The sequence below is a fragment of the Burkholderia theae genome, assembly GCF_048565265.1.
Lineage (GTDB): Bacteria > Pseudomonadota > Gammaproteobacteria > Burkholderiales > Burkholderiaceae > Burkholderia > Burkholderia theae.
Genome location: NZ_CP183462.1, coordinates 2,292,352 through 2,305,866, shown reverse-complemented (window position 1 = coordinate 2,305,866; position 13,515 = coordinate 2,292,352). Strand labels below are relative to the sequence as shown.

Genomic DNA, 13,515 nt, shown 5'->3' with positions numbered 1-13,515 from the left:
TGATGCGCAATCCGAATATCGAGAGCTTGCTGACGAAGCTGCTGGGACAGGCGAAGACCGACGCCCTGTTCTCGACCCTGAACATGCCGGCCATCCTCGAAGAATGGGAAGACGGCGTCGTGACGCGCGCGGAAATCGCGCAGGCGATGAACATGGCGCTGTTCGAAGGGCTGCTCGAACGTTCGGCGAACGGCCGCGCGTACACGGCCGACGCGATCGAAAGCGGCGGCTCGGTCTACTTCGATCACGGCGCGCTGCGCACGGTGCGCTGGCCGCACACGGGCGCGCTGCCGCCGGGCGAAGCCGCGTTCACGCGCATCCTGCGTCCGCTCGGTTTCCGCCTGAACGGCCGTTACCCGCTCGACAAGCTCGGCATGACCGGCCGCGCGTATGCGCATGAAGATGCACCGGACGAGATCGCGCAGTTCTTCGTCAGCGAACTGCATCCGGAGCGTTTCTCGAAGGAATTCCAGCAGGCCGTGACGAACGTCGTCAGCTCGTCGCGCGATCCGCTGTCGCCGGCAGCCGTCGCGCTGCTGTGGGAAGTCGAGCGCGAAGGCTGGCTGTCGCTCGACGCGGCGCACGCGCTGCTGCCGGAGATCGTCGGCGCGTTCTCCCGCCAGCACGACCTGCCGAACGAGCTCGACTACGAAACGCTGCTGCTGGAGTCGGCCGAGATGGCGTGGATCTCGACCGAAGGCAACGCGTTCAACCATGCGACCGACCGCGTGACCGACGTGTTCAAGCTGTCCGACGACGAGAAGGCGAAGGGTCGGCCGATGAAGCCGGAAGTCGAGCGCTCGCGCTCGGGCCGCGTGTTCCAGACCGCCTATCGCGCGGATACCGTCGAGCGCGAATTCCGCACGCGCGACGGCGGCACGGTGAAGCGCAACGTGCCGGGTTCGTTCTACGAGTTCATCACGCGCAAGCGCACGTTCGACCAGGCGGCGCGCCGCTGGGTGACCGACCTGCGTTTCGATGCGGGCAACGCGCAGGGCATCTTCAAGATGACGGCGAACGCGGCGAAATAACGGACGGGAAGCGGGGTGCGTCGCGCCTCGCTTCCGAAGCGATGAGCCGATCGGGCAGGGCGCGTATGCGTCCTGCCCGATTTGCGTTGGGCGGCCGCGATGTGGCGGAACGCGCGCGGCCGATCGATCCGAAGCGGCGGTGGATCGCCCTGTTGCCGTCGATCGCGTGGTCGGGTGAGTGGGGAGTTTGCAGAGGCAGACGGAGCGCGCCGGGCGGCGCGCCGTCAGAAGATGTGCGTAATCAGGTAAAACAGCACCAGCAGCCCGGCCGGCACGCCGAGCAGCCAGGCGATCAGATATTTGCCCATGTCGTCGTCCTGGTGGCCGCGACGCCGACGGCGCCGCGGCGGGGTGAGGCTACCGGTCGCGTTACAGCTCGCGATCGAATTCCTTCAACTGCTTCTCGGCCGCATCGCGGGCGATCCCGTAACGCTCCTGGATCTTGCCGGCCAGATAGTCGCGATTGCCTTCCGCGACCGCGAGATCGTCGTCGGTCAGCTTGCCCCACTTGGCCTTCAGCTTGCCGGTGAGCTGCTTCCACTGGCCCTTGATCTTGTCTTCGTTCATCGTGTGCTCCTGTCGGAATGGGATAACGGCGCGGCAGCCGCCGCGCGGGAGGTCAGGCCTTCGCCTTCAGGCCGGATGCGTCGACGTGCTTCACGCCCTTGACCGCGCGTGACACGGCGATCGCCTTCTTCACGGCGATCTTCGAGGGCAGCACGCCCGTCAGCGTGACGGTGCCGTCGACCGTCTTCACGCCGATGTCGAAACTCTTCACGCCGTCGGTGGCGGCCAGCTGGCTCTTCACCTTGGTCGTGATCCACGTGTCGGTGACGGGCTGGCTCGATTCGGCCTTCATGCCGTTGTCGGCCGACGCGTCCTGCGCAACCGCGTTCGCGAGCGGTGCGGCGCTCAGCAGGAAGGCCGCGCTGACGGCGAGCAGCGTCGAAAGGGGCTGGGTCTTGTTCATGGTCGGGTTCTCCGTCGGTTGACGTGTTGAATGGGTGAATGCGATCCGCGTGATCCGTTAGCGGACGATCGGCGTGTCGTAGCCGGGTTCGCGCGGCGGGACGTCCGGGCGCGGAAAGTCGGGTGGCAGCGGAACCGGCGGGTCCGTGCCGGGTGGCGGTTCGGGCGGACTGTCCGGATGCGGTTCGGGCCGCGTCGGATCGGGTGTCTGATGAAGTTTCATCGTGCTTCTCCTCTGCGGTTCGGAAGGCAGCGCATGAGCGCCGATGCAGGACCAGCGTACCGGGGCGAACGCAGGCGGACATCGCGCAAATTCACCGGATCGGCTAGTGCGTTTGCACGGGGGGCGGAAAAGGGGCGGGTGGGTACGTGTCGCCGGCGGCGCGGGGAAAGGCGTGCGCAACGGATGCTTGCCGGATCGGCGGGGTACCGCACGGCGGCGGTATGCCGTGCGAATGTACTATGGCGGATAGTGCATTCGCGCCTGTTGCGCCCATGCGCGGCAAGCGATCATCGCCACACGCGCCGTCCGGCGCGCGTCGACGAAGAGGCGACGCGGCCGTGGCCATACCGATCACGTGGAACGATTCGATGAACGAACAAGTGAACGAACAGGCGCTCAAGTCGCATACCGACCGGCGCCAGCTGCATCAGATCATCGCCGGGCTCACCGAGGGCGTGATCCTGGTCGAGCCCGACCAGCGGATCGTCTGGGCGAACGAGGCCGCGCTCGCGATGCATGGCGTGACCGAGCTGAAGGCGCTCGGCGCGACCGTCACCGAATATCGCGAGCGTTTCCGGCTGCGATACCGGAACAACCACCCGGTGCGCGAGGGTCACTATCCGATGGATCGCGTGATCGCGGGCGAGGCGTTCAGCGACGTGACGGTCGAAGTCGAATCGGCCGCCGACGAAACCGTGAGCTGGGTTCACCGGATCCGCAGCCTCGTGCTGACGAACGCGGCCGGCGAGCCCGATTGCCTCGCGCTGGTGCTGCACGACGCGACCGAATGGGCGAGCGCCGAGGAGCGCTTCGAGCGCACCTTCAACGCGAACCCGGCGCCGGCCGTGATCTGCCGGCTCGACGATCTGCGCTACGTGAAGGTCAACCAGGGCTTTCTCGACATGACCGGCCACGCGCGCGACGACGTGCTCGGCCGTTCGGTGTACGAGGTCGACGTGCTCGAACAGGCCGAGCGGCGCGAACTCGCGATCGAGCGGCTCGGCGAGGGCGCGACGATCCCGCAGATGGAGGCCGTGCTGAAACTCGCGGACGGCAGCACGAAGGCGGTGGTCGTCGCCGGGCAGCCGATCGACATGAACGACGAGGCCTGCATGCTGTTCACGTTCATGGATCTCGAGCCGCGCAAGCAGGCCGAGCGCGCGCTGCGGCAGAGCGAGGAGCGGTTCGCGACGGCGTTCCGGATGGCGCCGGTCGCGACCGCGATCGTCACGGCCGACCGTTTCGAGCTGCTCGACGTCAACGGCGCGTTCGCCGCAATGACGGGCCATGCGCAGGACGACCTGCTCGGCAAATCCGCGGACGAGATCGGGCTGTGGGCCGAACGCGGCGCGTGGCCGCGCATCGAGGCTCGATTCGCACGCGACGGCAACGTGCGCAACGCCGACGTGCAGATCCGCACGCGCGACGGCGACGTGCGCGATTGCGTGGTGTCGGCCGACCCGGTCGCGATTCACGGGCGCGACTGCCTGCTCGTCGCGCTGCTCGACATCAGCGATCGCAAGCGCACCGAGATGGAACTCGTCTATGCGATCGAGACAGCGATGCAGGATGCGTCGTGGTTCAGCCGCACGCTGATCGAGAAGCTCGCGAACGTGCGGCGCGCGAATGCGCCGGACGCGGGCGCGCAACTGTCGGACCTGACCGCGCGCGAGCGCGACGTGTTCGACCTGCTGTGCCACGGCCTCGCGGACAAGGAAATCGCCGGCCGCCTCGGGCTTGCGCCGAACACCGTGCGCAATCACGTCGCGACGATCTACGCGAAGCTCGACGTGCACAGCCGCGGCGAGGCGATCGTGTGGGCGCGCGAGCGCGGGATCGTCGGCGCGGCCGAAGCGAACGGCGCGCGCGGCGAGAAGGGCGGCGCGAAGGGCAAGGACTGACGCCGTCGGTACGAATGCACCATGCGTGCCGGTGCATTCGCATCTGCCGCGCGCGGCGCAGGCCTGCGAACCTGTCCACTCGGCGGCGCGGCGCGGGCCGTCACGCCGCCGGCTCTCTCCCACCATCGCAGGAGACGACCATGGACAGGAATCGCATCGAAGGCAAGCTGAAGCAGGTCAAGGGATCGCTCAAGGAAGCGCTCGGCAAGGTGACGGGCGACCGCAAGACGGAAGCGGACGGCGTCGCCGAACAGCAGGCCGGCAAGATCCAGGAGAAGGCCGGCGAGGCGGCCGATGCGGTGCGCAAGTCTGTGCGAACGGATCGGCACTGATCGATGATGCGCCATTGGCATGACCATGGCCGGCCTTGATCGGCGGGCGCCAGCGCGACACCCCACTAATGTCTTCAATTCACGGCCCGCCGTCGCGCGGGCCGTGTGCCGTTCGGGCACGTGGAACTTGATGACAAATCCTCACTACATAGTTCCGATATTTCGTTTGCTGCTCCGGTATTGGCTACCCACAATCCATTCACCTCTTTCGCGGCGTAAGGTTCTTCGGAGACGGAACCGCGGTGATCGGCCGGCGGGTCGGGCGCATTGAACGGCGCCCCGGCGGCGAACGCAATCACCGGCGTGCGGGAGGTCGCCGACGCGCGGCAGTCGCGCGTTGCATCCCGACTCACAGAAGAAGGACTGCCATGACGTTCCGTATTCGTTCGCTTTCCGGCGTTGCATTGACCGCCGCGCTCCTCGCGTTCCAGACGGGCGCGGCCCATGCGCAAGAGGCGGTCGTCAAGGTCGGCGTGGCCGGCCCGCTGACGGGCGGCGGCGCCGCGTACGGCAAGGACATCGAGAACGGCGTGCGGATGGCCGTCGACGAAGCGAACGCCGCGCATACGACGGTGGGCGGCAAGCCCGTGAAGTTCGTCGTCGCGTCGCAGGACGACCAGAGCGATCCGCGCACCGGCGTGCAGGCCGCGCAGCAGCTCGCCGATGCACAGGTGGCCGTCGTGATCGGCCATTTCAATTCGGGCACGACGCTGCCCGCATCGAAGATCTACGCGAAGGCCGGCATTCCGATGATCACGCCGTCGGCGACCAATCCCGACATCACGCGCGCCGGGCTCGGCACCGTGTACCGCGTGATCGCGACCGACACGCAGAACGCCGGCAACGCAGGCGCTTATGCGGCGAGCGTGACCAAGGCGAAGCGCATCGCGATCATCGACGACCGCACCGCGTTCGGCCAGGGCGAAGCCGACGAATTCGAGAAGGCCGTGAAGGCGAACGGCGGCACGATCGTCGCGCGCGAATTCACGAACGACAAGGCCGTCGACTTCAGCGCGCAGCTCACGAAGATCAAGAGCACGAATGCGGATCTCGTGTTCTTCGGCGGTCTCGACGCGCAGGCCGCGATGCTCGTGAAGCGCATGCGCCAGCTCGGCATCCGTGCGCAGTTCCTCGCGGGCGGCGGCGTGATGAACGCGAACTTCATCAAGCTGGCCGGCAATGCGGCGGAAGGCGCTGCCGTGTGGGAATACGGGCAGCCGCTGTCGCGTCTCGCGAAGGGCAAGCTGTTCGAAACGAAATTCAAGCAGAAGTACGGCGTCGACATGCTCGCGTACGCGCCGTTCGCGTACGACGCGACGTGGATCGCGATCAACGCGATGCAGAAGGCGAACTCGACGAAGCCGGCCGATTTCAACGGCGCGCTGAAGGGCACGCGCTACGACGGCATCACGGGCACGATCGCGTTCACGAACACGGGCGACCTGAAGAACCCGAGTTCGACGCTGTATGAAGTGAAGAACGCCGCGTGGCAGCCCGTCACGACGAAATCGGCGGACTGAACCCGAGCGCGAGCAGGCTTTCGCGGTGCTGCCGGACGTGCTGAAATACCCTGAGCGATCGGTTGCGATCGCGGCGCACGCCGGGGGCCTTGGCCGGGAAGTCTGCCCGCGTGGCACCGCGCGCGACGCGGCACGAACAACCTTCGGGCACGGCCGGCTGGCCGCGCCTTTCATGTGCAACTGGAGTCAGTCGTGAGTTCTCAAGTCGTCATCGTCGGCGGTGGTGTGATCGGCAGCTCGATCGCCTATTTCCTGCGCGCCACCGATCCCACGGTATCCGTGACCGTCATCGAGCGCGACCCCACCTATGCAAGATCGTCGTCGGCGCTGTCGGCCGCATCGATTCGCCAGCAGTTCTCGACGCCGCTGTCGATCGAGATGTCGCTGTTCGGCATCGACTTCCTGCGCACGATCGGCGAACGGCTCGAAGTGGACGGCAACCGGCCGTCGATCGATCTGCACGAAGGCGGTTACCTGTTCCTCGCGACGCCGGCCGGCGACGCGACGCTGCGCGAGAATCATGCGCTGCAGACCCGCCTCGGCGCGGATATCCGGTTGATGGATTGCGATGCGCTGCGCGCGAAGTTTCCGTGGCTGAACGTCGACGATCTCGTGTCGGGCGCGTATGGCGTGAGCGGCGAAGGCTGGTTCGACGGCTACGGGCTCGTGCAGGCGCTGCGCAAGAAAGCGCAGTCGCTGGGCGTGCGGTATGTGCCGGCGGATGTGAAGTCGGTCGTGCGCGACGGACGGAAGATCACGCATGTCGTGACGGGCGACGGCGAGCGCTACGCGTGCGACACGCTGGTCAACGCGGCCGGTGCGTGGACGCGTACGCTGTCGTCGATGATGGGCATCGATATTCCCGTCCATGCGCGGCGCCGCAGCATCTTCAACGTGTCGTCGCCGGCGAAGCTCACCGATTGCCCGCTGCTGATCGATCCGACCGGTGTGTATTTCCGGCCGGAAGGGCGCACGTATATCTGCGGCACGTCGCCGAGCCCGGACCGCGACCCGGACGACCTGCCGCTCGATGAAGTCGACCATGACCTGTTCGACGAGGTGATCTGGCCGACGCTCGCGAATCGCGTGCCCGAGTTCGAGGCGCTGCGCGTGGAGAATTGCTGGTCCGGATACTACGAGTACAACGTGTTCGACCACAACGCGATCATCGGTTATCACCCGGCGCTCGACAACGTCGTGTTCGCGAATGGTTACAGCGGGCACGGGCTGCAGCAGGGGCCCGCGACCGGGCGTGGTGTCAGTGAACTGATTCTGGGCGGGCGTTATGAAACGCTCGACCTGTCGTCGCTCGGCTGGGCGCGTGTGCTGGAAAACCGGCCGATCGTCGAAAAGAACGTCGTGTAGCGCGGCGTAACCGCCCGGTATGGGGTGGGCGGGATTCTCCTTGTGTCTCAAACCCATTGGCCCGACTGTGTCGGGCCTTTTTTCGTTTCGCGCGTTATCCGACGCCGTAGACGGCATCGCGCAGATCGAGCGTGTACTGGCCGTTCATCCCTTCGTAGAGCGTGTTCGACAGCGACACGACGGTGAGCCCGCGTGCGCGGTCGACGAACCACGAGTGACCGTAGACGCCGCCCCAGCGCCATGTGCCGACGGATTCTGGCGACGCAGCCGCCTGCGGGTCGTGCAACACCGAAAACCCGATCCCGAAGCCCGCGCCGGGCAGGTCGGCCAATTCGAAGTCGCCGGTCTGTACGCGGCCCATCTCGTCGACCAGGTCGACCGGCAGGATGGCGCCGCCACCCGCGCGCAGCGTGTCCAGCACAGTCAGCACGTCGCCGGCCGTACCGACCATCCCCGCACCGCCCGATGCGAACGCCTGCGCATCGAGTGCGCGCGACGGCGAGTACGTGACGCCGACGGTCCCTTCGTCGATGGGCACGGCTTCGTTCTCGGCGAGCCGGTGCGGCTGCGGCGTGTTGTTGACGTAGGGCGTAGCGAGCCGTGCGGGATCGCGTGCGACGAAAGCCGTTTCGCGCGCACCGAGCGGGCGGAGCACGAGCGCATCGATCGCGTCCGCGAGCGGCACGCCGCAGACGGCTTCGATCAGCGCGCCGATGACGTCGATCGACAGCGAATAGTTCCAGTGGGTGCCGGGCGCGAACAGCAGCGGCACGCTTGCGATCCGGCGCAGATTTTCGGCGAGCGTGATCGATGCGCCGTCCATCCCGTCGGACACGCCCGCGCGCGCATAGGGGCCATTCGCGTCGGGTTCGTGGTAGCGATAGTCGAGGCCGGCGGTATGCGTGAGCAGCTGGCGCACCGTGATCGCCGGCACGCGGCCGTCGGGCAGGGCCGGACGGAAATCGGGCAGCCAGCGGGTGACGTCGTCGTCGAGCGACAGCCTGTGTTGTGCCACGAGCGCCATCGCGGCCGTCGACACGATCGGCTTCGTCACCGATGCGAGTCTGAACAGGGTGTCTTCGCGCATCGGCGTGCGCGATTCGCGATCCGCGAACCCGGCCGCGCGGCGATAGACGAGTTCGCCGTGCCGTGCGACCAGGACGACCGCGCCGACCAGGCGCTGCGTGTCGAGTTGACGGGACAGTACCGCGTCGACGCGCCCGGCGAGCGCCGGATCGGCAGGAGACTGTTGTGACGATGCTGGGGAGGGGATCATCAAGCGCTCCGTCGTGAGGGGGCTGGTCGTCATATTAAGTGGCATTCGTCGGATGTGCCACGACGCCCATCCATCGGCCCGAAGCGAAGCCGGCGAGCAACGCGCCGCGTGGTTACGCGGGCTGACGAACGACGACGGCCAATGCTTCGTCATATGAGGTAATAGCTGTAATCCGGCATGAAATCTTCTTTTCGGCGACACGGGCTAGACTGGCCTCGCCTTGTCCCCCCAAGGTGTTGTGATACCTCCGCTCGGCCCGCGCGCTCACGCGCGGGCCCATTTTTTTTGAGCGGGCGTGACAGGCGATCGAACCATCGCCGACCGAAGCACATTGGAGAAACGTAGCGTGACAGTACGCCCGACAGGTCGTGATGCCGGTTCGCTCGTGCGCATCGTCGCGTTGAGCGCGGCGACGGCAAGCGCCGTGATGTTCGTCGTGCCGGCCGCGTTCGCGCAGGCCAGTGCGCCCGTCGTCAGCAGCGTGTTCGTGCACCCGCAGTACGACACGGGCAATAGCGCGATCAATGAAAACTTTCAGTACATCGCGCATCCGCCGATGCGGCCGATCGCAGCGAGCGAGCCCGCGGTCGTGCATGGCTCGCACCGGGGCCGCCGCGGACAATCCGGCACCACGGGCACCCCGAGCGCAACGGGCGGCGGTTCGAACAACACGGCGGCCGTGCCGCTCCCGACAATGCCGGCGGACGGGTCATCCGGCGAGCCCGTTTCGCAATAGCCATTTTTCTCCGAACCCTTCCCGGCCACGTACGGTGACCGATGATCGATCGCAGGTTCATGCGCGCCCGGATCTCAAAGACATCGTGTAGCGCGGCGTGACCGCTCGATGTGGGGTGAGCGGGATCTCTCCTTGTATCTCGCTCATTGGCCCGACTTTGTCGGGCTTTTTTTATTGGCTGGCGCGAGGGGCAACTGTCGACGCTGGCAATCGCTGCCCGAGCCATCCGTGTTTGTGCCTTCCTCCAGCAGCCGAAAGGACGTTTCGCATTGCGGAATCCACGTCGAATTCCCGCAGCGTCCCTTTTTCGCCGCTTGAAAACTTGTTTTGCATCGCAAAAACGGATGCCTATCTCATTGAAAAATAACAGAAAATTATCTCTTATGTCTTATATAAGACTTCACCGAAGCGCGTCGAAGCGGCGTTACTATTAAGTCATGCAGTTCGCTTCGAGAAACGGAGCGGCAGGCTCAACCATTTACTCAAACGCGCTTTGCTCCCAGGAGATTGACATGGCCCAGTATCAAGACGACATCAAGGCAGTTGCCGGTTTGAAAGAAAATCACGGCAGCGCGTGGAATGCCATCAGCCCCGAGTACGCCGCTCGCATGCGTGCGCAGAACAAGTTCAAGACGGGTCTGGATATCGCCAAGTACACCGCGAAGATCATGCGCGCCGACATGGCCGCGTACGATGCCGACCCGTCCAAGTACACGCAGTCGCTGGGTTGCTGGCACGGCTTCATCGGCCAGCAGAAGATGATCTCCATCAAGAAGCACTTCAACAGCACCGAGCGCCGCTACCTGTACCTGTCCGGCTGGATGGTGGCTGCGCTGCGCTCCGAGTTCGGCCCGCTGCCGGACCAGTCGATGCACGAAAAAACCTCCGTCAGCGCGCTGATCCGCGAGCTGTACACGTTCCTGCGCCAGGCCGACGCCCGTGAACTGGGCGGCCTGTTCCGCCAGCTGGATGCTGCCGAAGGCGCCGCCAAGGCCGCCATCCAGGACAAGATCGACAACCACGTCACCCACGTCGTGCCGATCATCGCCGACATCGACGCGGGTTTCGGCAACGCGGAAGCCACCTACCTGCTGGCCAAGCAGTTCATCGAAGCGGGCGCATGCTGCATTCAGATCGAGAACCAGGTGTCCGACGAGAAGCAGTGCGGCCACCAGGACGGTAAGGTCACGGTGCCGCACGAGGACTTCCTGGCCAAGATCCGCGCGATCCGCTACGCGTTCCTCGAACTGGGCGTGGACGACGGCATCATCGTGGCGCGTACCGACTCGCTGGGCGCCGGCCTGACCAAGCAGATCGCCGTGACCACCACGCCGGGCGACCTGGGCGACCAATACAACTCGTTCCTCGATTGCGACGAAATCTCGGCCGACGCACTCGGCAACGGCGACGTCGTGATCAAGCGCGACGGCAAGCTGCTGCGTCCGAAGCGCCTGCCGAGCAACCTGTTCCAGTTCCGCGCCGGCTCGGGCGAAGCGCGCTGCGTGCTGGATTGCATCACGTCGCTGCAGAACGGCGCCGACCTGCTGTGGATCGAAACCGAAAAGCCGCATATCGCGCAGATCGGCGGCATGGTCAGCGAGATCCGCAAGGTCATCCCGAACGCGAAGCTGGTGTACAACAACAGCCCGTCGTTCAACTGGACGCTGAACTTCCGTCAGCAGGCGTATGACGCGATGAAGGCCGAGGGCAAGGATGTGTCGTCATACGACCGCGCCCAGCTGATGAGCGTGGAATACGATCAGACCGAACTGGCGACGCTCGCCGACGAAAAGATCCGGACCTTCCAGGCCGATGCGTCGCGCGAAGCGGGTATCTTCCACCACCTGATCACGCTGCCGACCTACCACACGGCCGCACTGTCGACGGACAACCTGGCCAAGGAATACTTCGGCGACCAAGGCATGCTCGGTTATGTGGCCGGCGTGCAGCGCAAGGAAATCCGCGAGGGTATCGCCTGCGTCAAGCACCAGAACATGTCCGGCTCGGACATCGGCGATGACCACAAGGAATACTTCAGCGGCGAAGCGGCGCTGAAGGCGGCGGGTAAAGACAACACGATGAACCAGTTCTGATACCGGTCGTACCTCAGGCAAAACGCCAACCTGCGGGTTGGCGTTTTTTTGTTTGGAGAGCCGGCTCGCGCGGTTCTCGTCGAACAGGCTCTGGTGCGCTTCGATGCCGACGCAGTACGTGTGGCGTCGCCCATTCGTGACCGCGAAAGGCCGGGCAGCGCCACCGTCGTCCATTCGACAGGCGCGGCCGGATCATCGACAATCCGCGGCAATCGATACATGAGAGAGGGGGCGTGCATGCGCTGGGTCGGTAAGGCGCTCGGGGTGATCTTGAGCATTTCTGTCGTCGGCATCGCCGATGTTCGAGCGGCGTCCGGCGAACCTGCGTTCCCGCGCTTCACCCAGACGGAAGGCAAGCTCGATGCCGACGGGGTGCCGCTGTCCGGCGTGAAGCTCTGCGTGCTTCCAGACCGTGCCCCGTGCTTCGAAATGCCATCGACTCCGGTTCCCGGTTCCACCAAAGAGCGGTATCAGTTCGGCCTGAACCCACGGTCCGAACGGTTGCCGATTGCGTCGGGCGGGTCGTGGGTGTTCTTCTCGGGGACGTTCTCGGGTGGTGGCAGCGGGATGCTGGAGCGCGTTGCGGTATTGCGTTACGGCACGAACGGAACGATCGAGAACCTGATGCCGGTCATCACCGAAACGGAGATGGCCGATCGCGCGATGTGGAAGGTGCCGGACGTCTCGCCGTATCCGCTGTTTGTTCGGGCCGACTATGTCTGGGCCAAGGACGAGAGTCACTTCGACAAGCATTTTTTCGACGTCGACGCGTGGACGTTCGATCCCGCAACCAGTCAGTACAAAAAGCGCTTTTCGTACCGGACAGCCAGGCGCTATGACCGGGGCGAGGGCTCGGATCATGTGCTGAGCGCCGAGCGTGGGGAAATACTGCGCCGCCTCGCCGCCGGCCAGTAGCCGGCCGCGGGTGCATCGAGTATCCGTCGGGGCGAATGACCGTTTCCGGCGGGCCCGAAGCGCCATTCAACGCCGGCGCCGGAAGCGTTACCGCTGCGCGTCCCCGTACGTCGCCTTGCATACCTCGCGCAGTGCGTCGACGAGCAGATCGCGTGCCGGCGCGTGCGAGTCGGCGGCGCGGGTAAACAGCGCGATGGGCGGCAGCGTCCAGACCAGCGAATAAGGCACGATCGCCACGCCGGCAATCCGCACCAGTTCCTCCGCGATATCGGCCGGCACGATCGAGACGGCCTCGTCGCTCGATGCGATCATTTCGCCGATCAGCTTCGACGAGTAGCTTTCGATGACCGGAACGGGGGGGGGAATGCCCGCCGACAGAAACAGGTCGGTCACCTGTTCCCGCATCGGCGTATGCGGCGCGCCGAGAATCCAGTCGAGCGCGTGCAGCTTGTTCCAGTCCAGCGTCGTGCGGGCCAGTTTGGCGGCAAGACGCCGGCTCGCGATCATGCGCGGCTGCTGCTGGTACAGGACTTCAAAGGAAACCTGGCCCAGATCGATCGCCGAGGACGCGCGCCCGATCACGATGTCGACGCTGTGGTCCTTGAGCTGCAGCAGGAGCTGATCGCTGGTGCCTTCGTGAATCGTCACGGTCAGGCGCCGCTCCATGCGCGATTGCAGCCGCTTGAGCGCCGCCGACAGCATCTGGCCGGAAATGAACGGAATCACGCCGATGTGCAGGTGCGCGGCATGCCCGGCGGCGACGGTCTCCATCTCGCGGGCGAGGTGGTCGAGATCCTTGATCATCGCCTTCGCCCGTTCGAGCACGACCGCGCCGAGCGCGGTGGGCCGCATGCCGCGCGACGAGCGCTCGAACAGCGGCGTGCCGAACATGCTCTCCAGTTCGGACAGCGCGTTCGTCACGGCGGGCTGGCTGCTGGCCATGTGCTCCGCGACGCGCGTCAGCGACCCGTGCTGCTGGATCTGCAGCAACAGCACCAGGTGCCGCATCTTCAGGCGTGCGCTCAGCCGCCTGACCACGTCGTTCGCGTCGAATGTCATCGGCCGACCACGCAACCATCATGAAAAAGTGATGGACCGATATTAAAACAGAATCATCCCCTTATGGCGGATCCCTAGAATCACCTCAATGGATC

Annotated in this window: 13 protein-coding genes; 8 read left to right on the top strand and 5 right to left on the bottom strand. The window is 65.5% G+C overall.

Annotated elements, in window-relative coordinates; translation table 11 throughout:
• The first annotated feature begins 2 nt into the window (after window positions 1–2).
• A complete protein-coding gene (locus ACN22W_RS27855; protein ID WP_419687934.1) occupies window positions 3–1,031 on the top strand; it encodes a DUF1338 domain-containing protein in 1,029 nt (342 codons plus the stop codon).
• A 369-nt stretch (window positions 1,032–1,400) separates the two neighbouring features.
• Here ACN22W_RS27855 and ACN22W_RS27850 read toward each other — a convergent pair whose 3' ends face one another.
• The 3 genes from ACN22W_RS27850 to ACN22W_RS27840 are packed head-to-tail and all read right to left on the bottom strand — an operon-like array spanning window position 1,401 to window position 2,223.
• Window positions 1,401–1,598 carry a CsbD family protein gene (locus ACN22W_RS27850; RefSeq protein ID WP_048251752.1) on the bottom strand — a complete coding sequence of 66 codons (198 nt, stop codon included), beginning with the start codon at window positions 1,596–1,598 and terminating at the stop codon, window positions 1,401–1,403.
• Window positions 1,599–1,650: 52 nt separating this feature from the next.
• Entirely contained in the window at window positions 1,651–2,001 is a 351-nt protein-coding gene (locus ACN22W_RS27845) for a BON domain-containing protein (protein WP_129516498.1), read from the bottom strand.
• 57 nt (window positions 2,002–2,058) lie between these two features.
• Window positions 2,059–2,223, bottom strand: coding sequence for a hypothetical protein (locus ACN22W_RS27840; RefSeq protein ID WP_164992082.1), 165 nt, complete (start codon window positions 2,221–2,223; stop codon window positions 2,059–2,061).
• A gap of 368 nt (window positions 2,224–2,591) precedes the next feature.
• On the opposite strand from ACN22W_RS27840, the gene ACN22W_RS27835 reads away from it, so the two are divergent.
• The 4 genes from ACN22W_RS27835 to ACN22W_RS27820 all read left to right on the top strand — a co-directional run bounded on the left by ACN22W_RS27835 (window position 2,592) and on the right by ACN22W_RS27820 (window position 7,341).
• Window positions 2,592–4,124, top strand: coding sequence for a PAS domain S-box protein (locus ACN22W_RS27835; protein WP_419687933.1), 1,533 nt, complete (start codon window positions 2,592–2,594; stop codon window positions 4,122–4,124).
• 140 nt (window positions 4,125–4,264) lie between these two features.
• Window positions 4,265–4,456: a CsbD family protein gene (locus ACN22W_RS27830; protein ID WP_419687932.1), complete on the top strand. Its 192-nt coding sequence runs from the start codon at window positions 4,265–4,267 to the stop codon at window positions 4,454–4,456.
• A gap of 368 nt (window positions 4,457–4,824) precedes the next feature.
• The gene (locus tag ACN22W_RS27825) at window positions 4,825–5,976 is read left to right on the top strand and encodes a branched-chain amino acid ABC transporter substrate-binding protein (RefSeq protein ID WP_419687931.1); all 1,152 of its coding nucleotides are present in this window, start codon (window positions 4,825–4,827) and stop codon (window positions 5,974–5,976) included.
• Between the two features lie 192 nt (window positions 5,977–6,168).
• The gene (locus ACN22W_RS27820; RefSeq protein ID WP_193101346.1) at window positions 6,169–7,341 is read left to right on the top strand and encodes an NAD(P)/FAD-dependent oxidoreductase; all 1,173 of its coding nucleotides are present in this window, start codon (window positions 6,169–6,171) and stop codon (window positions 7,339–7,341) included.
• Window positions 7,342–7,435: 94 nt separating this feature from the next.
• On the opposite strand, the gene ACN22W_RS27815 is transcribed toward ACN22W_RS27820, so the two are convergent.
• Window positions 7,436–8,617, bottom strand: coding sequence for a serine hydrolase domain-containing protein (locus tag ACN22W_RS27815; protein WP_419687930.1), 1,182 nt, complete (start codon window positions 8,615–8,617; stop codon window positions 7,436–7,438).
• Between the two features lie 346 nt (window positions 8,618–8,963).
• Between ACN22W_RS27815 and ACN22W_RS27810 the strand changes: the two genes are divergently transcribed.
• The 3 genes from ACN22W_RS27810 (at window position 8,964) to ACN22W_RS27800 (ending at window position 12,361) form a co-directional block, all read left to right on the top strand.
• Window positions 8,964–9,353, top strand: coding sequence for a hypothetical protein (locus ACN22W_RS27810; protein ID WP_419687929.1), 390 nt, complete (start codon window positions 8,964–8,966; stop codon window positions 9,351–9,353).
• Between the two features lie 512 nt (window positions 9,354–9,865).
• Window positions 9,866–11,446, top strand: a complete 1,581-nt coding sequence (locus ACN22W_RS27805; RefSeq protein WP_419687928.1) for an isocitrate lyase — start codon at window positions 9,866–9,868, stop codon at window positions 11,444–11,446.
• Between the two features lie 93 nt (window positions 11,447–11,539).
• Window positions 11,540–12,361: a hypothetical protein gene (locus ACN22W_RS27800; protein ID WP_419687927.1), complete on the top strand. Its 822-nt coding sequence runs from the start codon at window positions 11,540–11,542 to the stop codon at window positions 12,359–12,361.
• 87 nt (window positions 12,362–12,448) lie between these two features.
• Here ACN22W_RS27800 and ACN22W_RS27795 read toward each other — a convergent pair whose 3' ends face one another.
• Window positions 12,449–13,420, bottom strand: a complete 972-nt coding sequence (locus tag ACN22W_RS27795) for a LysR substrate-binding domain-containing protein (RefSeq protein WP_419687926.1) — start codon at window positions 13,418–13,420, stop codon at window positions 12,449–12,451.
• Window positions 13,421–13,515: the final 95 nt, after the last annotated feature.